General features: G+C 41.0%; 18 protein-coding genes and 3 pseudogenes. 14 read left to right on the top strand and 7 right to left on the bottom strand.

The features are described from left to right. Positions 1 to 31 precede the first annotated feature (31 nt). Complete coding sequence (locus ACP8HI_RS10505) at positions 32 to 691, bottom strand: cysteine hydrolase (protein ID WP_438351030.1); 660 nt, start codon at positions 689 to 691, stop codon at positions 32 to 34. A 270-nt stretch (positions 692 to 961) separates the two neighbouring features. Next, complete coding sequence (locus ACP8HI_RS10500; protein ID WP_438351776.1) at positions 962 to 2,164, bottom strand: IS110 family transposase; 1,203 nt, start codon at positions 2,162 to 2,164, stop codon at positions 962 to 964. A 1,160-nt stretch (positions 2,165 to 3,324) separates the two neighbouring features. On the opposite strand from ACP8HI_RS10500, the gene rsgA reads away from it, so the two are divergent. The 7 genes and pseudogenes from rsgA to ACP8HI_RS10465 form a co-directional block, all read left to right on the top strand. Then, a complete protein-coding gene (gene rsgA / locus ACP8HI_RS10495; protein ID WP_438351029.1) occupies positions 3,325 to 4,392 on the top strand; it encodes a ribosome small subunit-dependent GTPase A in 1,068 nt (355 codons plus the stop codon). Then, a complete protein-coding gene (locus ACP8HI_RS10490) occupies positions 4,389 to 5,405 on the top strand; it encodes an aminoglycoside phosphotransferase family protein (RefSeq protein WP_438351028.1) in 1,017 nt (338 codons plus the stop codon). The genes rsgA and ACP8HI_RS10490 overlap by 4 nt, the downstream gene beginning before the upstream one ends. A gap of 530 nt (positions 5,406 to 5,935) precedes the next feature. Next, positions 5,936 to 6,481, top strand: a complete 546-nt coding sequence (locus ACP8HI_RS10485) for a sigma-70 family RNA polymerase sigma factor (RefSeq protein WP_438351027.1) — start codon at positions 5,936 to 5,938, stop codon at positions 6,479 to 6,481. After that, positions 6,474 to 7,769 (top strand): DUF4179 domain-containing protein, encoded by a 1,296-nt coding sequence (locus tag ACP8HI_RS10480; protein WP_438351026.1) that lies wholly within the window; start codon positions 6,474 to 6,476, stop codon positions 7,767 to 7,769. The genes ACP8HI_RS10485 and ACP8HI_RS10480 overlap by 8 nt, the downstream gene beginning before the upstream one ends. Positions 7,770 to 7,993: 224 nt before the next feature. Then, complete coding sequence (locus tag ACP8HI_RS10475) at positions 7,994 to 8,416, top strand: GNAT family N-acetyltransferase (protein ID WP_438351025.1); 423 nt, start codon at positions 7,994 to 7,996, stop codon at positions 8,414 to 8,416. Between the two features lie 108 nt (positions 8,417 to 8,524). Continuing rightward, positions 8,525 to 9,409: a GNAT family N-acetyltransferase gene (locus tag ACP8HI_RS10470; protein ID WP_438351024.1), complete on the top strand. Its 885-nt coding sequence runs from the start codon at positions 8,525 to 8,527 to the stop codon at positions 9,407 to 9,409. 26 nt (positions 9,410 to 9,435) lie between these two features. After that, positions 9,436 to 9,812 (top strand): annotated as a pseudogene (locus ACP8HI_RS10465) (helix-turn-helix transcriptional regulator); the annotation flags it as partial. Between the two features lie 369 nt (positions 9,813 to 10,181). Here the strand turns inward: ACP8HI_RS10465 and ACP8HI_RS10460 are convergent. After that, positions 10,182 to 11,267: a helix-turn-helix transcriptional regulator gene (locus tag ACP8HI_RS10460; protein WP_438351023.1), complete on the bottom strand. Its 1,086-nt coding sequence runs from the start codon at positions 11,265 to 11,267 to the stop codon at positions 10,182 to 10,184. A 278-nt stretch (positions 11,268 to 11,545) separates the two neighbouring features. Between ACP8HI_RS10460 and ACP8HI_RS10455 the strand changes: the two genes are divergently transcribed. Then, the gene (locus ACP8HI_RS10455) at positions 11,546 to 12,256 is read left to right on the top strand and encodes a class I SAM-dependent methyltransferase (protein WP_438351022.1); all 711 of its coding nucleotides are present in this window, start codon (positions 11,546 to 11,548) and stop codon (positions 12,254 to 12,256) included. Positions 12,257 to 12,323: 67 nt separating this feature from the next. Continuing rightward, positions 12,324 to 13,421, top strand: a complete 1,098-nt coding sequence (locus ACP8HI_RS10450; protein WP_438351021.1) for a saccharopine dehydrogenase family protein — start codon at positions 12,324 to 12,326, stop codon at positions 13,419 to 13,421. 335 nt (positions 13,422 to 13,756) lie between these two features. On the opposite strand, the gene ACP8HI_RS10445 is transcribed toward ACP8HI_RS10450, so the two are convergent. The 3 genes from ACP8HI_RS10445 to ACP8HI_RS10435 all read right to left on the bottom strand — a co-directional run bounded on the left by ACP8HI_RS10445 (position 13,757) and on the right by ACP8HI_RS10435 (position 16,239). Beyond that, entirely contained in the window at positions 13,757 to 13,960 is a 204-nt protein-coding gene (locus ACP8HI_RS10445) for a YolD-like family protein (protein ID WP_438351020.1), read from the bottom strand. Positions 13,961 to 14,060: 100 nt separating this feature from the next. Then, entirely contained in the window at positions 14,061 to 14,588 is a 528-nt protein-coding gene (locus tag ACP8HI_RS10440) for a hypothetical protein (protein WP_438351019.1), read from the bottom strand. 388 nt (positions 14,589 to 14,976) lie between these two features. Continuing rightward, complete coding sequence (locus ACP8HI_RS10435) at positions 14,977 to 16,239, bottom strand: glycosyltransferase family 4 protein (protein WP_438351018.1); 1,263 nt, start codon at positions 16,237 to 16,239, stop codon at positions 14,977 to 14,979. Positions 16,240 to 16,397: 158 nt separating this feature from the next. Here ACP8HI_RS10435 and ACP8HI_RS10430 point away from each other — a divergent pair. Beyond that, positions 16,398 to 17,002 (top strand): annotated as a pseudogene (locus tag ACP8HI_RS10430) (hypothetical protein); the annotation flags it as partial. A gap of 229 nt (positions 17,003 to 17,231) precedes the next feature. Here the strand turns inward: ACP8HI_RS10430 and ACP8HI_RS10425 are convergent. Then, positions 17,232 to 17,366 (bottom strand): annotated as a pseudogene (locus ACP8HI_RS10425) (LysE family translocator); the annotation flags it as partial. 332 nt (positions 17,367 to 17,698) lie between these two features. Here ACP8HI_RS10425 and ACP8HI_RS10420 point away from each other — a divergent pair. The 4 genes from ACP8HI_RS10420 (at position 17,699) to ACP8HI_RS10405 (ending at position 20,187) form a co-directional block, all read left to right on the top strand. Continuing rightward, positions 17,699 to 18,640, top strand: coding sequence for a ketopantoate reductase family protein (locus ACP8HI_RS10420; RefSeq protein WP_438351017.1), 942 nt, complete (start codon positions 17,699 to 17,701; stop codon positions 18,638 to 18,640). A gap of 113 nt (positions 18,641 to 18,753) precedes the next feature. Continuing rightward, positions 18,754 to 19,029 carry an ArsR/SmtB family transcription factor gene (locus tag ACP8HI_RS10415; RefSeq protein ID WP_438351016.1) on the top strand — a complete coding sequence of 92 codons (276 nt, stop codon included), beginning with the start codon at positions 18,754 to 18,756 and terminating at the stop codon, positions 19,027 to 19,029. A 65-nt stretch (positions 19,030 to 19,094) separates the two neighbouring features. After that, positions 19,095 to 19,313 (top strand): hypothetical protein, encoded by a 219-nt coding sequence (locus ACP8HI_RS10410; RefSeq protein ID WP_438351015.1) that lies wholly within the window; start codon positions 19,095 to 19,097, stop codon positions 19,311 to 19,313. A gap of 586 nt (positions 19,314 to 19,899) precedes the next feature. Beyond that, entirely contained in the window at positions 19,900 to 20,187 is a 288-nt protein-coding gene (locus ACP8HI_RS10405; RefSeq protein ID WP_438351014.1) for a DUF6809 family protein, read from the top strand. Positions 20,188 to 20,581: the final 394 nt, after the last annotated feature.

The following is a 20,581-nucleotide window of genomic DNA, read 5'->3' as shown; positions in this document are numbered from 1 at the left end:
AAAACAGTGGCATTCGAAAACAAGTTAATTACTAATGGCAAAATGCTATCAGATTTATTTTCGTTAGAGTTGCCCGGGTTCGGGTTCCAGGACTGTTAAGCATATGCCACGCCGTGTATTGTTCGGCATATGGATTGACAGCGGACATGCCGTCAACGGGAATAATAACATTGTATCCCCGGAATGCAGCACTAGTAGCTGTGTGCAGGACTGCGCCATTGGCGGCATAACCAGTAATAAGAACTGTATTAATACAATGTTCTTGTAATATTTCATCTAAATTGGTTTTGTAGAACTTATCAACGTTTGATTTCACAATAGGATCGCCTAGTGAGGGGGCTATCTTCCAGGCAATATCTGAGACACTTCCCGTATGTGTAAGGCTATAGACAACTAGCATTCCCTTTTCGCGGGCCTGAGTCAATAGATTATTAATTTTAGAGATGGAGGCTATACAGCGGTGATTTTTGCATATTGAGGTTTCCATATCTAAAACTAACAGTGCGCTGGTATTCGGGTCAATAGAGATTGGTTGTAGCCCAGGTGCAGGAGGAGTGGGGACGCTATTCCATTCATCGATGATTGTCTGATCCTTTATTCCGATCTGGGTATCCGTCTGAAGCCAGTAACCACTATGATCATAACTGTAGTATCCACACCAATTACCACATAGGGGACAACGATATATCATAATAAATCTCCTTTAGGCCTTTATACTGTAATTTATATTATGAAGCAGATGAGAAAAGGTGAACTATCGGCATTCCCGGTTGATCATTGTCCGATCAGGTCGAACTCCAACTCCTTTTTGAGTACGTGTTAATTACGCTAAAACCAGCTAATATCTTGTCAATATATTTCTCTTAAATTTTTTTAGCTCTAGCGTTATACTAAAAGGGCATGCGTAATAACCTTCCTATTTTTGCTGGAAGGCTTTTCTTCTAGATGATTGTTTTGGATTCTAGACAATATCTAAAAAAGGTTCTTTACGTGTCAAAACGGCAAAAATCCAATGGAGTAGCTTGTTCATGCAAGCAATGATTGCTACTCGGTAGGGTTTTCCCTCACTACGTTTCTTATCATAGAATGCTCTTAACTTCTTGCTTCCAGAACGTCTAATCCCGCACAAAACAGCAAGATACAAGGTATGCCGTAGTCGTTTGGAGCCACGTTTCGTGATTCGATTTGTCGTTGCCGTAAATTTTCCGGATGAATATACACTCGGATCAATACCTGCAAAGGCGACTAGCTTCTTCGGATGATTAAACCGATGGATTTCCCCGATTTCAGATAAAACCGTTGCCGCGATTTTATTGCCAATACCGGGAATCGATTGGATAATTGAATATTCTTCTACTACAGTAGCAAGGGCATCAATCTGCTCTTCCAAATAGGCTAGATGCACTTGATACTGAAGCAGTAAATCCACGTATAAATTAAGGCTAATGAGGTGGCTCTGATACGTTATTTTCTGAAAGGGATTGCTAATCGCTGCAACCATAATGAGCGATGCCTTTTCTTCTGCCCAACGGTCAGAACGGCTTGGGCAAAGACATGCAATTCGATCCGTGAGCTTGGCTTCTCCAGATTTTATAATGATCTCGGACGTGGGAAATTCCTTTAACAGAAGCAGTGAAATTCTAGAATAGAGATCACCGAAGATACCTCGATATTCCGGAAAGACTTGATCTAAGACGGCTTGGAATTGCAATTTAGCTTGAACATACATATCCGTGATGGACTCAAACTGCCTCGTTAAATGACGAAGATCTAAGAGCTGAATGTCCCTCTGTTTGTGAACCTCGAACTCCTCTTTGTAATACAGTTCACAGAGCTGGTAGGCATCTACCGCGTCTGTTTTCACCTTGCGTAGACTAGATTTCTTCGCTTGATGAGAAATGAGTGGATTCACAACAATGAATTGGATTTCTTGTTCTTTAAGGAACTGAATGACTGCTTCGTGATAATGTCCTGTTGATTCTAAAATGACAGCAGGAGAAACCCCAGTATCCGTTTGAAGGGTCTTGACCATGTTGAATAACTCCTCTAGCCCTTCCTGCGTATGAAGAAAGGAGAAGCTTTTACCGTAAGGTTGCCCTTTATTTAAGAATGCTTGACCTTCGCTTTGACCTTTTGAAATATCCAGACCAATGACTGGATGCATCATATTCTTCATCCTCTCTGATTGTATGGTTGCCGGTAACCCCTATGACATCTGCTTGCAGTTCCACAGCATCGCACGTGATGCGAGATCTAGGTCTCAACCAGCCAAAACATGGTTTCTACAAGTAGGGGGTGAACAGTTTTAGCGACGGGATGTGTTCCCAGGGACACGAACGTTCAACCCCGGCTACTATTTTATTACACCACTTAACAAAAAGAGGTCAACCAGTAAAAACTGGCTAACCTCATAATACGATGGGACATGATAGTGCCGAGTCTACAGACATCAGGTTGCCAGCATTATCGGCAGTATTCTCATTATCTTGACCTAAGAGGTTAGATTATATTAAAGAATGATACGTTAAGCCAGAACAGCTTATTGTCTTTCCTGCACCAGTTGTTTATTGGATTGCAGAATCTAAATATGTTGATGAGTTTGAATTGCGTGCTATTTACTCGGAAGAGGTTTTAGTCGGATTTATCGTATTTTGTACGAAACCAGACAATCAAATTGCGGGAAAGTTATATGAATCTTTAGGATTTATAAAAGTTAGTGAAGAAGTAATAGACGGTGAAATAATACGTCTTCTTAAAATCGATTAGCAATATACATTGACTGTCGGCACCCGTCGGCAGTCTTTATTGTGAAGGAATATCCCTCTATATCGGGGATGATATTACTCTAAAATACACATTTTATTTATGTTATATGCGACAGTTGGGGGATTGAGTTGGAGGGGTAGCTGACCGATAAAGTTTGCTTATAATCAAATTTTCTTTAGATTTCTCACAAAGGGTTATGTCACACTATAGAAGTGAAATTGTATTTCAACTTTTCCCCGCGAAAGGAGATGTTTTTAATGATTGCTTATATAGTATTGGTGGTTTTAACTTAACCGAATATCGGGCATAGTAAATTCCAATCTTTGATTATAGCTTGGAATGAGAGCAACCGGGAATATCACCCGTTTTTTTGCTATGCCGTAAACAGTAACCTTTCGTGAATACTGCTGTTAGCGGATCGATGAAGGTCGTATCCCTTTTTGGTTATAAGCCGACTTTTGGCTTTTCGCCGCGAAACAGCAGCTTCTTAGGAGGCTGCTTGTTCACGGTATTTTTATGCCCAAAAATAACTTTTATTTTTAGGAGAGGATCGGTTCAATGATTGATTTGAAACAATACGGCTATATCGAAGCCGAGACGCCGCCGATAGGTTTAATACCCGGAAGGGTTACGGAACTTCAGCGAGAGCAATATACCGTCATCACCGAACAAGGAGAAGTGACGGCTGTATTGAAGGGCGCGTTCTACCACTCTGCGGGGACTCGGGAGGATTTTCCGTGCGTTGGCGATTTTGTATTTCTACAATACAACGAAAACGGCGCTTCGCGCATTGCCAAATTGCTGCCTCGCCGCTCGAAATTTTCCCGCGCTGACTATTCGGGACACGCAGCAGGGTATGTCAAAACCATACTGGAGCAAGTCGTAGCAACAAATTTTGATTACGTATTTATCGTGTCGTCCCTAAACTGGGATTTCAAGGTCAGCCGCATCATGCGCTACCTGACACAGACACGGCAGAGCGGCGGCCAGCCCGTCATAATCTTAACAAAAGCTGACTTGGCCCCGGATTTCAGCGCACCGTTAGCTGAGGTTCAGAAAAGCGCTCCTGATGTGCCGGTACACGCAGTTTCCAGTCACACCGGGAGTGGTTTAGACGGGTTGAGTGAATATCTGCAACCAGGAAAAACCGTGGTAATCCTCGGCATGTCCGGCGTGGGAAAATCCTCGCTGTTAAACGCATTGATGAATCAGGAAGTGATGACTGTCAAGGCTATCCGCGAGACCGACAGCCGGGGCCGGCACACAACAACGCATCGCCAGCTTTTCATGCTCCCTTCCGGCGCGATGGTTATTGATACGCCGGGTATGCGTGAACTTGGGCTGTTCGGTGCGGACGACGGGATCAGCGCGGGATTTAACGATGTGGAGGAATTATTCACACAGTGTCGCTTCAATGACTGCCGCCATCAGACGGAGACGGGCTGCGCAGTTCTTGCCGCCCTTGCCGATGGATCATTGGCGCGAGAGCATTGGGAGCGTTACCAGGTACAGAAGCGGGAAAACAAGTTTATGGATGATAAATCGGGATATCTCATGGATAAACGGGCGTGGAAAAAGTCGATTGCCATGCGACATAAGGGTGAAAACGGAGGATACAAGAAATGAACAACCATGATGAAAGGTTTGTAAATCCCGAAATACTGGCGCTTGTTTTGAGTAAAATGCTCGACAAGACGATAATCCGCGCAGATTATCAACTCAAAGAGTTGCAAGGCGGGACAGTAGGAGATGTTCGGCTTGTAACAGGAATGGTTGAAACTTCCGATGGTGAAAATCTGCCGTATAAGATGGTTTGGAAAACACAGAAAAAATTTGAGCGTTATGGTGATCCGGATTCATGGCGAAGGGAATACGACCTCTATGCATCAGATTTCAAAAAGGTTTTCTTCGATTCGTTCCGTTGTCCGGAGTGTTATCACGCCGAAATAAATGGCGATGAGATTCAACTGTGGATGGAATATATTGATGGTGTGTCAGGCTTAAATCTGACCTCGGAAATGTATGAACGTATAGCCGAGGAATTGGGAAGATTTCAAGGCAAGTTGTACACTGAACGACCAAACGTATTACAGAATCTGTCTAATTTAAGCAAGGTTGAGTTTACGAAAAACTACTATCTGCGGTATCGGTCATGGAATGTTTTGTATGATTACATACGCTCCGATGACTGCGACATTCCGAAGCACCTGTGTAAAATGCTCATAGACATAGATAACAATGCGGACGAAATATTCAGTCGCATTGAAAAGCTACCAATAGTGCTTTGCCACAGAGATTTTTGGGTGGCAAACATATTCTATTCGGACGGTAAAATCGTACTTATCGATTGGGATACCGCCGGATGGGGGTACATGGGAGAGGATATTGCGAGTTTATTAACGGATGAAGCGGACGTCTGTCATATGATTGAATACTACCAAAAATGCATTCCGGCGTATTACAGGGGTTTTTCGGAATATGCTGATGTATCCCATATCTCAGATCATTGTATCTATGAACTAATCCTTGTTATGTTCGGATACAGGCTTGTGGAGTGGTATAAATTCGCTGAGTCGCCCGAAGATAAATCAATGCACCTTAATACCTTGCAAAAAATCCATGAGATGAGAAATATGTAGATGAATATAACTATTGATCCATTAGATGTAAACAGAGATTAGCTGATATACTTAAGGCTGATGAAGATACAAAGTTGACGCTGACCATACAACACATGTGGAGTGCGTTATAAGGATATATTGGGGGATTGAATAATGAGAAATTTAAATCCACCTATATTGCGTTGCAGGACTTTCTCTATAATTTCACTACCATTACTAGGAGGAACACAAATGTCTAGAACGTATTCACGTACGTATATTGAGAATGTCAAGCTTAATTTTTGAAGCGGTGGGATTTGATAGAAGAACACAACATCGATTTTGTGTTAGACCGAAAACGGGGACGATTGATGAATTTGTTTCAGGAAAATGGATGAAGCTACGTAATTTTATAATAAAAGGTTGAGTCTGGAGAAATGAAGTGTACTGGAATAATGAAGGTGTAATTCATAAGAATTATGCCTTTTTCCCATGTTGAAATAAAGTTATTGTAGGGAAATGAACTTTTTGCCATGATCATTACTCTTATAGGGGAGAGAGGTGAAGGAATGAATGTAGCAAGATTGGTGAGAAAGGCGAAAAAGGGAAATAAAGAAGCATTACTTCAGTTAATTATGGCTGAGAAAGATGTCTTCTATAAGCTTGCTCTCACCTATATGGGGAATACGCATGATGCGATGGATGCAATGGAGGACATGATTGTCATACTGTATGACAAGATCGATCAACTCAAGAAAGAAGAATCCTTTTATAGCTGGAGTAAAACCATTCTGGTGAATAATTGTAAAAGCTTACTTCTAAAGCGAAAAAAACTGGTGTTATTAGATGATTGGCATGCTGTTGATGAAGGGGAATTAGGTCATGCGTTGACTGGTGATCCTTATCGCAATGTGGATCAACAAATGGATATCCAAGCCTTATTAGTACACGTAAATGAGCATCAGAAAGAAGCGATCCAATTAAAATATTTGCATGATCTCGATTACCAAACGATAGCTGACATGACAAATGTTTCGATTGGGACCGTTAAATCAAGGGTTTTTCAAGGCTTGAAAAGGCTAAGAGATCATGATAGGGGTGATGTTGATGAATAACGATAATGTCGAGAAACGGTTATATGAAGAAAAGATGTGTATGGAATCCATAACGGCACCAGAAGAATTAGAAATGAGATTAAGAAATGCTCTACATTCGGCTGCACCTAAAAGAGCGAAACGAATAGCGCCGATGTGGAAAGTTGCAGCGGTCGCCTTATTGTTCATGGTCGTCGTTGGGAATAATTATTATGCCTTCGCCTATTATAGCAAGAAGATACTTGGATTTGACGAAGTGATTCAGGGTACTTTACAACAACTAAATGATAAAGGTATGGGACAAATCGTTGACAAGAGGACTACGCTAGTGGACGGAACAGAACTTATCATTGAAGGAATGATGTCAGATGCTAATCAGTTGATCATGTATTACACATTAACGAATCCCAATGGACTAGAAGAGCGCAATGGTGACCTTTTTAGACCTTCAAGAATAAGCGGGTTTTTAACGAACACTAATGTAAAATCCGGTACGACGATAATAGATGAGGATCATACCGAGATCAAAGGAACGATATCTTTTGGGCCCGTGAGTCCTTTTGCCAAAAAAATAACGTTATTCTATTGGCAGCAACTAGAGAACAAGCAGATGAGCGAAGAAAGTATTTCTCTTCCTTATCATCCAGATGAAGTGATGCAAACTCAGATTAAACAGTCGATCAATAAGAAGGTTAAAGTCGATAAAGGCACCATAACATTCAAGTCAATAACAGCTACACCAACAATGACGATGATCAAAGGTTCGCTCAATGTTGAGAACTTTGATAGAGTCCCTTCAGCGTTACAAGGAATAGAATTAATTGCAAATGGGACTCCTATTGAGATAATAGGCAGCGGAAGTCAATCCTCATCGAGTGGGAGAACATTTGACATTCGTTATGATTCATTGCCAGAGCAGCTTGATTCACTGGAACTAGTCATCAAAGAGTTGGTCGGATATCAAAAGCTAGATGAAAAGATTTCACTCGCTTCCATTGGTGATGAGCCGTTTGCGCTTGAGGGTAAAGAATTATGGGTGAAGAATGTATCAACAACTTCAGAGGGAGTTGAAATAACGATCGCTACAGATGATGATGTCATGCTTGATGGTGTGTCTATAGAAGCGGGACACGAGATAACACCTTTAAATACGACAGTAAAACAAAATAATGTGAAGCAAGCAGATGGTAGATTAGTGAAGGAACGTACCATGCTATTTGATAGCACTGTGGAGCCTGAGTATCTTATAATAGAAGGTATGCATTATATGAAAGCATATAATGAAAGGATTGAGATAGCTGTTGATTAGTAGATTATGCAAGAGCTTTCAAGGTAAGGTACATTATAGCCTTAAGGGGATTTATATTACTTTCTATGAGCTTGGGGATCGAGAATTCAACAAATAAGCAGGCGTTAAGCTAACGGGCAGGATAGTAAAATTGGTACAATAAATTTTTATATAATTGGACCTTTATTTAGTCCATTTTTGGGGCTAAAGTATATATAAGAACACAAGTAAAGGTGAGGATCTATATGCCTGTAATAATTACTAAGACAGATGAAGAAATACTTACAACCTATACTTTAATGAAACAGTTACGCCCCCATCTTGAAGAAGAAACTTATTTGAGCAAAATCAGGAAGTTACAGTTAGAATACGGTTATAAGTTAATCGTTATTTTTGAAAGTGGAAAAGCAAAGGCAGCAGCTGGTTACAGAATTTGTGATTCCTTAGCTTGGGGAAAGTATTTGTATGTTGATGATCTAATCACCGATCAAGAAAGTCGTTCAAGTGGATATGCGAAACAATTGTTCGACTGGTTAGATGAGGAATTGAAAAAGAATCAATGTGTTGGAATGCACTTGGATTCAGGGGTTCAAAGACATGATGCTCATCGCTTTTATCTAAATAGGAAAATGAACATCATTTGCCATCATTTTGAAAAATCCTATTGATCAGTTACGTGTTCAGCTAACGAGCAGGATAACGTAATAAATGTGCTTAGAAATTGCGGTGAAATATCACAAGTGACTTGCCTTTAAAAATTGAAAGGGAGAATACCAGTGGAAAAACTGTTAATAGAACCCTATATACCCGAAAGGGATAAAGTTGGGATCAGAGCCATGCTGTGTGGAAAGGAACAGTTTGACGAAATGTTTCAAAAGAGCGAAAGAATGTTCTCTGACGGTATATTTGTTGTTCGTTATAACGGCGTAACAGTAGCCTTTCTCTCAATTGATGGTTTTAAGAGAAAAGCTGAGACAACGATATTCGTTAGCAAGGAATACAGAAGAATGGGTATTGGTACTGCACTTATTGCAAAGGCGGATAAATTACTTTCTCAAAACGAGGCAGTAGAACGTTCGATGGGTGCATGTTTAGATGGCGACCGTTCTTCTCTGCAATTTTTATATAAGAACGGTTTTTATATAAGTTATTCATCTTACATCATGGAGCGTGAAGGTGAACCTCTTCCTGAAAGTCATACTTCTATCAGGCAATATGAAGATGATGATTATCTTATATTTCATAGTATTAGCGAAATAGCTTTTTACAAAATGCACGAACGTGTAGGTATTCTTCCGTCTTACTATTTCCCACCCAATGAAAGGGAGCGGAAGAGTTTTGTGGAAGACAGAAACAATAGATTCGTGATGCTTATCGACAGTGAAATAGTGGGAGTCGGAGTTATTGACGGCAGTGAACTAAGTCATATATCAGTTCACCCAGATATTCAATCACGTGGATACGGTAGAGCTTTTGTTTCATTTCTTGTAAATGAAATTATGCGTAGGGGTGAAAAAATCGTAAACCTCGGGGTTGTCAAAGGCAATCCTGCGAAAAAATTGTATGAGAGTCTTGGCTTCAAAGAAAAGTCTTTATACCATTGGCTAACAAAATATTATAAACCGGACACCCGATTGAGCAGACCACCAAGTGATATATGATGAAATAACTCGCTGAACGGGACGCGATAGTGCTTGAACTACAGCGTGAAAAAGTGTTGCGACCCGAGGATTTGGCCGCTACATTTGAAACAAGCGTTAGAACAATCTATAGGGATATTCAGGCTTTGAGTGAAGCAGGCGTATCCGTGATAGGGGCACCGGGACAGGGTTACTCCTTAATGGAGAGGTTTTCCTACCACCAGTTAGTCTCACGGTGGAAGAAGCTGTGACGTTACTCATTGGGACAGATTTTATCGAGCAATGGTTTGATGCCGACTATGGCAATAAGTCTCGAACTTCTAGAGGGAAGATAGAAGCTATCCTGCCGGAACCGATTCGCAGTGAATCATCACGGATTTGCAAGAGCTTTCGTTTGTTTACATCCGCTGAAGATGTAGAACGAATACTAGTGAAGGCAGCCTGAGGAATTGCTGCATCGGGTTAGAAACGAACTGGAAAAAACGTTGAAACGCTACTGACATGATGGTGTCAGTAGCGTTTTTGTATACTTAGATAAAAAGATGAGTAAGGGCGATGATAAATGATGCCTACAGCTCGCTACGGTCATTTTGAGATTGGCAGGGAGGACTTTCTGACGATTGCCAGTGCGATGCTGAACAATGAGCAGATAAAATGTTTTTAAAATAGATAGCACGGTGAATCGTACCACGAATCTTTACCGATAAGGATCAGATCCCCGGACGGTCACTCCCACCGATACATACCGTGAGCCGATCAGAGATGGCTACCATTGTTCCATTTCCGCACTCTATTAAAAAATAGGCGTCTTGTTGAATCGAGAGAATAAATGCCAAATGAGCTCTCTTCGACTCGTTACTCCTGTTTTAGAAAAAATTGATTTTAGATGGTCCTGAACGGTATAGGCAGTAATATGGAGCGAAAGAGCGAGCTCTCGAGTAGAAAATCCCCCTACGATTCCGGCGAGAATTTGCTTTTCGCGTTCTGACAGCCCATAGGCTTCTGAGATGAGAGGCAACGTATCAGACGGTTTGGACGGCTCGAACCAGACGGCTAACTGCACATTAGCGGATGCACCCTTAAGCTGGCTGGCTTGAATCGTCAGAAAAGGACCATCTGGAATACGAATACATACCTTGGCCATGAAGGCTGGCTCCTTCGCTGCATCTGTATTCGACAATGCACGGGAGCATACGGCTCGAATCGGTCTTGGTAGAGTATGGCTCTCAATGCACTCCCATTTCTGTAGCAAGTTTACCCAGTAATTCGCGGCTGCATTGGAAGAAAGCGTAATAAACTGGTCGGAGAGAACCAATATTCCAGACTCTACCTCCCTAAATAATGACTTCTCAATAGGTAATGCCAAGCTCCTTTTACGTAAATTAAAGGCTATCGATGGGACAAGGGACGAAATAAATTTGCGCTCATCCTCATTGAATAAAGGACCGTCATAGTAGCGGAATAACGTCAAATATCCCCAACACGCCCCCTGGTACATTAAAGCAGCCCGCATTTCATCTTTAAATCCAGCTGGTTGCAGCACATTCCGATAGCGAGGGCTTCGCTCCAAATGGCCTTCTGTCGCTCCACTTAATGTAGCTACCGAATCGACTGCTTTTACCAATTGTTCGTAATGATTGAAATCCTCATGCAGGTATTCATATTCGAACAAGCTGTGATGTATCGCCTCTATGCCTTCTTCCGTGATAGCACCTGTTGAGAGCAGTGTCTGCGGATCCACAGCAGTACAGCATGCACCATCAAACGGCACAGCCTTGCGCAGATTTTCAATTAATACGGATCTGTAATCCCATGATGTGATAACATCCTGCTCGACTGTCACCATTTTTTGTTTGATGACATTCATATGTGTGTTCATATTCAGTCGGTCTCCTAGTGTTTCATCTATGTATTATCGCTAAGAATCCCATATTTGTGGGATGGTCATTACGTACCTAATCTTTATAATTGAGAATGATTCTTAATACAGTTTACAAGATCGCTCGACTTTTTGGAAGAGGCAGGCGGGACATGCAAACTCTGTTACTTCTTTTATGGCGTAAGAAGAAACCAACCGTGCTGCTGATTGTAACGCACGATCAGGCTGCAGCAAATGACAGATGCTTAAGTATTCCATAAAGATGAGGAGCCAGGAGAATGAATGACATAAATCACCCCATGAGCTGGGATCACCCGGATGTATACCGGTACGAAGAAACCATTTCTTTAAAAATACCTGGCTATCATAATCTGTACGATATGACGGATCGTCTGATGACTGCACAGCTGCAAAGTACTCATCATCCTGCTGAGTTACTCGTTATCGGGGCAGGCGGAGGACAAGAGATAATGACATTAGGCAGCAGACACGAAGGATGGATATTCACAGGCATCGATCCTTCTGCACGTATGCTGGAAATCGCTGAGCTGCGGGTAGAGAAAGAAGCGCTCAGTCAACAAGTGTCGTTCATCAATGGAACGATTGAACAGCTTCCACTAGACCATTTGTTTGATGGTGCAACCTGTTTGCTAGTGCTTCATTTTGTAAAAGGGCTGCGGCAAAAAAGGGGTTTACTCCATCAAATAGCCCAGCGCCTAAAACCTGGATCGCCCCTATTTCTGGCTTCGATAAACGGGGAACCGAGCACATCCGCTTTTGCGGTCCAAATGGAAGCGTGGAAAATCCATATGATGGAGAAAGGTATCTCACTTCAGGAATGGGAGCGTTTTGCGGCTTCCATCGATAACGAATCTGATCCAATTCCGGCTGAGACTGTAATGGAACTGTTGGCCGAAGTGGGATTCACCCAAGCAACGAGATATTTCGGTGCCTATTTAATTGATGCCTATTTTGCCGTGAAAAGTTAGCGAATATGAATAAATCGATGAATTTTGTTTTTTCCAACCGAACAATGTGAGAAGGAGGCTTAAATGGATGAAAAATAAAATAATTGTAGTAGGCGGATATGGCCATGTGGGAAAAAAAATATGTAAGGAATTGGGCGATAAATATGCTGGATACGTGTATGCAGCGGGCAGAAATCTAAAACATGCAGAGCAGTTTAGCCGAGAGATTAATGGCAAAGTCAAACCATTGCAATTGGATATCCAGCAAGGATTCGATACAGGCTTTCTGAATCAAGTGAAGCTCGTCATCATGTGTCTGGATCAGTCAGACACCGCTTTCGTCCGGAGTTGCCTTCAGAGCGGGACGCATTATGTGGATATCTCAGCGAACGGTCTATTTCTGGATCAAGTGGAACAATGGCGGACAGAAGCTGAGGTGAACTTCGCAACAGCCGTTCTGAGCGTCGGGCTTGCTCCGGGATTGACAAATTTGCTGGCACTCCAAGCGCGTACGCTGTTGGATCAAGTTAATGCCATTGAACTATCTATTATGCTTGGTTTGGGGGATCAACACGGAAAAGCAGCTATTGAATGGACCGTCGATAATCTAAGCTCTAGTTTCCAAGTCACTGAGAACAACCGCATGGTGACCGTTGACAGTTTTACAGACGGTAGGAATGTCGACTTCGGTGCAGATTTGGGGCGTAAAAAGGCATACCGGTTTCCTTTTTCGGATCAACAAACGATTGCCCGGACACTTAATGTGCCATCTGTTTCCACGCGCCTCTGCTTTGACTCGGCAATAGCGACCGGATTCATGGGGGGGATGCGGGTAACAGGAGCATTCCGCTGTTTAAAGGTAAATTGGATCCGCAATGTTATTGTCCAAGGCTTTGGTAAGCTTCATTTCGGTGTAGACAAGTTTGCCGTAAAAGTCGAGGCACGGGGAAGAAAGGGAGGAAAGGGAGGAAAGGAGGCAATTGTCGAGTGCTTGCTACAAGGAAAAGATCAATCGAAGATGACAGCCAAAGTCGCTGTAGCTGTAGCGGATGCCCTTTACCGCGAAGTGTTCAAACATGGTGTTTATCATATTGACCAGTTGTTTGATCTGAGAAGTATGCAAGACTGGTTGCAGCATGAAGCTTCTATTGAAATACGCATTAATGGTATTCCTTATATTTCATAGGTAAGCGGATGCCAATATATTAAAGGATTAATGTTGACTTGATGATTCATTGGAAGCTATGCAGAGGTACAAAGAACTCTGGATATGAGTCTGTTCATGAGCCAGTATATATGAAAGTCAGAAGTAAGATTAATTGATTTATTGGATTAGAAAAAAAAAGGATCTTAATCACCTTTTTTTTGGATTAATCTATATGAGCTTTTTGAACAGGCTCTATTTATAGAGATGGTATTTAATTATATTCCAAAATGGTAGATTAATGTTGTAGAATAAAGGCTAAATTGAGTATTTTTAACTATTATAAACATAGCCTGTGGCGCATATCTGGCCACAGGCTATATTTGTTGTTTAACAGTGCCACAAATGTTATTAAATCGCTTGTTGTTGTAGTAATCTACTTGTATTGGTCTATGATCGTTCCAGGAACACATGAGAATTGTATTCAACTCTTCAAGACGATCATCTTCTAAAACTGGCTGCTTTATATCAACTTGTTCAGAAACCCCTTGTTGTAACATTTCTTTGTATTCTGGCATCATAAGGGAAGTCCATTTTTTATGGGCACGATCATGTATCAATTGCTATCCCAGATCTTATCCTATTCAGAACAAACAATTTAAAAAGTTAACATAATCGAGATTAGATAATTGTTTGTACTGTAATTTCACCAAGGTATCGCCCTGTGTTTGGTGGTGTATATGGCAATGTTACAGGCGCTATTGCTATTGCATCTACTGTGATACGTGCAGTGGTTGCTAATAGAGCAACCGCAATTAAGGCGTCTCCTGAAGCAATTTCAACATTTTGGGGATTTCCACCATTTGAATCAGCAAATAATGGAACAGTCAGTACAACAATCCCTAATACATTTAGGGCTTCTAGAGTAGCAGTTACAGTGACAGTCTGATTACCTGCAAATGCATAATTAACAGAAATTGGCAAAATTAATGAGACAACTGGAAGTGGGACGTTAAAAATACTTCGAAATGTAACTATTTGTCCAGATGCATTATTGGGTGACCATATATAAGCGTCATTTCCATCAATCAATGGTGTTGATGGAGTTGTTAAAACTGCAGGTGTAGGAAGAGTACCCGGTGCTGCTGCAGTATCTGTTATTACCTGAGTATTAGCAGGGGTTGTAAAGGCTTGTAAAGCAATTGGCATTTGTATTACCTCCTATTAAATGTGTTATGTCAACTGGCAACATTCCATATACTATGCACTCAATCATCCTTTGATTGGACAAAATAATTAAAGATTAAAAAAAATCGGAAGAAACATAAAGTCAAAAATAGATAACAAATAATTTTCTTGCGTTAACATGCTCGTTTAATGGTCAGCCTAACCTATATTTATAATGTCTAACACTATATTATTTCTAAAACATGAGTAATTCAGATTTAGAACTTTAGGCAGCGATATGCTTCAAGTCACATTTTGCGACAGGTCCGATTTTCGATTCTCTCTAGGTTGCTTGAATTATCTCACCGATCCATGTGAAAAAGGGTTCTAATAATCTTAGAAAACCGTGTGTGCAAAAAAAAAGAAATATTTACTGAATGTAATCAGTTAAGACATTCTCCTCGACCATTCTTTTTTTAGAAATAGCGTTTTTGTAAACATTCACCACTTTTTTAACTCCTGAATCTAGAGACCAATGAGTCATACCCCAGTTTTTAGCATTGGAACCCAGCTCTTTTCTGTATGTTTTATTTTCTAGCAATATATCTAAATTGTTACATAATTTTTTTATATCTCCCGCTGGTGATATTAACCCTGTAACTCCATGCTCCACCATCTCAGGCAATCCCCCTGCATCACTAACAATCACAGGCTTTCCAGTAATTTGTGCTTCTATTACAGATAAAGGTTGGTTTTCGAGGAGGCTCGGAAGGACAAAAATATCCGAATTAGACAACATTTGAGGTATATCATCCCGTTTTCCAAAGAAGAAAATGTCGTCTCCTAACCCTAATTCCTTACTTTGGACTTGTAACTCTGCTTGCTTTTCGCCCTCTCCAACAATCCAACACACCCAGTCATTGCGAATTTCTTTTAATTGGATGAGAGCGGATATTAGATGGTGAACACCTTTAAGCTCAACAAGTCTCCCTGTATAAAGGATGACTTTCTTATCGACTGGACGGTCAACTGGACGTTGAAGTTGAATAGAGGATTTCTCGTTCATTCGTTTCAGGAAAGTCTTCGTGTCGTATCCATAGTGTAATACTTTGAGCTGTTCAGCAGGAACATGAAACTCATTCGTTAAAATATTTTTTAACCATTCATTTGCTACGATCGTAAAATTAGCGGATGTAGCTCCGACATATTCAAGTTTATCAAAATATGCCTGTGACATATAAGAAGTAGGGGACGTATTTAATTGAAGCCGCATCTCATGAGCTACACACCCATGAAGGGTAGCTACTAATGCGGGTCCTTTAGGTTTAATTCGATTCAGGCATGCAGTTGAAATGACATCTTGTGTATGGATCACATCATACTTTTCCAAGCCTAAATAGGAAGCAGCTAACTCATAAATACGACTTTCAATTTCACAATATTTCACCACTGGATCTGCATAATTCGCCGGAAAGGGTTGTTCGTTTAGTTTTTCGTTTACTAGAGGAAGCAGTTGACCTCTTTCTACCTTACGATGTTCATTTACAATGTAAACATAATTATTACCCTCACCGTAACCAAGTAAATCCACTTCGTGACCTAGAGACTCAAGTTTTTTTTTGAGTTGCCCCATATAATTCCATACTCCACCTACATGTGGAATAATCCAAAACGTAGCAAGCAGGATTTTCATATATATCTCCCTCTGTTATTACTTAGATATTTTCGATCCTATGTTCTCTTTACATAAGTATTAAGGCCACACAACTATGGTATAGACGGCTATCTTTAATGAAAAGAAATATTTTTAGCTATTGTTTGGGATTACATCATAATCTTTCAATTGACAGGACCAATTCCAACTTTAATACGCAGGAGGAACTGCTACGGCAGACAGAGGGAAGGGTCATTAATATCTATACCTACTCGCAAATGCTACCTGCTCACGGTTATCCGGCGCTCAAGAAGTACGGGCATATTCACCGCTTTTTCGTCATTGCAGGCTGCGACGCACCGGGCTCAGGTGGCAATTATTACAGTGAGTTAGCGACATCCTTGCCGAACGATACAGTCATTTTAACCACTTCTTGTGGGGAATTTCGCTTTAACGATGTAGATTATGGCACCGTGGGAGACACGGACATTCCGCGTTATATTGACCTTGGACAATGCAATAATTCCGGTTCTACTGTAAAAATTGCTCTGGTCTTGGCTGATACTTTTGAATGTACCGTGAACGAACTGCCCGTCAGCATCGTACTGTCATGGTTTGAGCAAAAAGCGGTCGCCATCCTGTTGGGCTTGTTCAGCCTCGGCATTCAGGACATCCGCATCGACCGAAGCCGCCTAAGTTCATTTCGTCCGGTGTGCTGGATGTTCTGGAACCCCTCGTTAGTGTCTTTTTACCTTCCAATAAGGATATATACCAGATTCGTTTATCTGAATATCGAAACTAATCGATTTGAAGTTATGATAATATCTGCCCAATTGGCTGGTAAATTTCAACACGGGGTAATCAGGATCTATCACACCTAGCGGATAATACATTGTATCACCCTCACGCCAAATCATTTCTTTGGAGGTCGTATCTTCGAGCACTTCCATCGTTCTAGTCAGAATAACGCCTAAGAAATGCTTTGGGTTATTTTCCTTGAACTGCGTCACACTCATTGAAGACGTATTCGTTATCGTGGATCCGCATACATACTCCATTGCCTTTTTTGCACCAAAATGATGCATGGAAGATAAAATAACAATATTGGTAGGCCCGGGTGTAAATGTAACAACAACGCAATAGATGAAAAAGGATGTTAAATTCATAATGACCTCCTGTAAAAGCAGTCACATGAATATCCACCTAATATCTTAAATGCTTATAGTATATTATTGCAGCGAGGGAAAAACAGGTTTGATGGGATGTTCACGTGAATCAAAGATATAGAAACTCCTCCGGAGTAATGCTGATAGGAGTTTTTTTGTTGTGTATTTTAAAGTTTACAATAATAAATTGACAATAAAGACCTTATAATATAAAATACAATTCGAAGGTTATCGAAACGTGATATTAACAATGAATTAGGTTTTGATAGTTGGTTAACGAGGAGATCGCGGAAACAGCAACATTCAAAAAAGTGAAAACAGGAGGCAATCGAATGAGAGTATTGGTTTATGGTGCCGGGGTCTTGGGAAGTTATCTTGCCCATGTGTTGGTGCAGGGCGGCAATGACGTGACTATGCTGGCAAGAGGACGGCGGGTGGATGAATTGCAGAATGACGGACTTGTGATTCGTCATTATTTTCAGCTTCGTACTACGGTTGATAAGGTGAATGTGATCAGTGAGTTGCAGCCGGAGGACATCTTTGACCTTATTTTTGTAGTGATGAAATATCCGGATTTCCAAGCAGTACTACCTGCTCTTGCGGCGAATCACAGCAGACATGTGGTTATTGCGGGAAATAATGCGAGTCCCGCTGAGATGTTAAGTTATTTGGAGGGTAACAGTCCTGTGGAGAAAAAGGTAGCGTTCGCTTTTCAGAACAGCGCTGGATGGAGGGAGAATGGCCGGATAATCAGTGTGCGTGCTCCAAAGGTGCAAATGGCAGTCGGTGGTCTGGGCGAAGAGCTATCCTGGCGATCGGTGATCGACCAAGCTTTTGTTAAGACCAAATATAAACTGACTTATTATAAGGATATGGATGAGTGGCTGAAAAGTCATATGATTATGATTTTGCCTTTGAATCTCATCACTCCTGCCAGTGGCGGCAATCTGCGCCAAGCCGCAGGTAACAAGAAGCTGCTGAATCAAGTCATTGATGCTATAGATGAAGGACATCGGGTATTAGAATCACTTGGATATACGGTTACGCCTGCAAGTCAATCCCAATTGGCCCGGGATAAGCGGAAGCTGCTCTACATAGGGCTGAAAGTTATATTGGCAACCCCTCCTGGTAGAATTCTACTCAGTGATAAGGCGGTGTCCGCTGAAGAGATGTCGGCGCTGCACCATGCGTTTAATGAGTTGAAACAGCGTGCGAATATTTCGACACCTAACTGGGATAAGCTTGCAAGTTATGCCTCGTATTTGCAGATCTGATTGCAGTGGCTTTTTCCAATTGACATGAACTCCTCAGTAAGCTAAAATTATTTGATAATTATCGAATAATGATATTGTTTGATTGGGGTTGCTCAATAGTGGATATCAAAAAAATGGCAAAAATCTTCAAAGCTCTTTCGAATGAGAATCGGTTAGAATTATATTTGAAAATCGCGGAGTCCCATGAGGCCAGCTTTGAAGCGGGTGGTGGACTTTGTGTGGCTGATATCGTGTCCTGCCTGAATATTGGTGCACCAACCGTTTCGCATCATATCAAAGAATTGGTCAATGCAGAACTCGTGACCACAGAGAAAAAAGGGAAGTTCTTGATATGTAAAGTTAATGAACACCTTGTTGCTGAAATTACGGAAATATTGGCTTTGCAGTAGTGTGAATAATAATTAATTTAGGCGGTTTTTCGGTTGTATAATTCGATAATTTGCAAAGTGTGGAAGTGAACGAATCAAAACCGAAAACCAAAAAGGGATTTGGAGATCACTTTCGGGTGTTAGATCGTCTAATCTCCGGTACCCCCTATGGAGCGAACTACACTCTTGTGACATTAGATACGGGTACGGGAGATATTTTTCAGGCAATCTCGGTTAGTTTGATATTTATGTGTGTAGTGCTTGCTTCCGCGTACAGTGTATTTAGAAGATCTGAGATTAAGTAGATGAAGGGCTGGTGAGCGCGTTGATCATTGCAGTTAGCATGTGGGCTTTTTTGGTTATTGTGCTCGGCCAGTATATCACCTTTCTCCAGCTGTAATTTCGCAATATTAACCGGATTTTTGAGCGTTTCTATACTGCCAATAAAGCAAAGAGCAGAACAACAGATCTGAGTTTGGACATTGTCAGGCTTTAGTCGAGCAGTTAGGCGGAAGCACAAGTGGCTACATAGAAGACGGATTCCTAGAGATAAGAGTTGAACTCCCGGAAGCTAGTTCCGATTTTAATCCAGCAGCCAATGAACACTAATAATGTATGGTCATTATAATATGAGAATTGTGAAATTCAAAAAGCCAATATATCCGAGCCCTTTAACAAAATGGGTTTGAGTATTTTGGCTTTCATTGTTTATAAATAAGATTAAAAGGGATTTGCGATAAGCGCTCTTATATATTGATATCTTCTGAGTATAAAAGTCCTATGCGAAAATCGCATAAATATCAATATGCGCTATTATATGGAGTAAACTAGGTATGAGTTTAGGAATACTTTTGAAAAAAATCGCTATTCATACGTGAAATGGGAGATCTTATGAAAAGTATCTTGGAGGAAATATATTACGGGAACTGGCGCCCAGATGAATCTATAAAGTCTACCGATCACAGATCCCGACAGATTATTCAGAAAATCAGTGACTCCATGACAGAATACAATAAGAATTTATCGAAACATGATTTTGAACAACTTGAAAAGTTGTTAGACTGCGTAGGCGAGTTGAATTCCATGCACGCTGCAGCAGCGTTCGCCAACGGCTATCGAACGGGGGCTTTAATGATGATCGAAGTATTTAGTGGAGAGAAGGAATCTACTGACGAGTAGGTGGTAAAACCTGTGGTGGATAGAAACTCGTTGGAGGAATAAAACCAATACAGATTGTCATCAAGGTGAAATGAAGGAAGAGGTGTATGAAGCTCCTATAGATTAGATTGAAGTGGAAACGGAAAATGAGCGGAGACTAATGATTGATGAGATCTTAGAGTTAAGGAATATTCTAAAGGGTTGCCTTATTGCTATGAAATTCATTGATTAGGAGAAACGCAATAAATTTATTATCTGATTTTAATGGAAATAAACAGAAGATATACTCTAAAAGTGTATTATTTGAAGGATATCATCTACCAGGTTATTAGACCGAACTTGTCAATTTTCGCAGGAAGATATGAGTGTTTTGTAGAAATATATCACTATGAAGTTGAGAGGCCTATATAGACGA

The organism is Paenibacillus sp. FA6 (genome assembly GCF_051550225.1).
In the GTDB taxonomy this organism is placed as follows: Bacteria; Bacillota; Bacilli; order Paenibacillales; family Paenibacillaceae; genus Paenibacillus_AQ.
The sequence above is the reverse complement of the archived record's forward strand: the minus strand, read 5'-3'. Positions and strand labels throughout refer to the sequence as shown.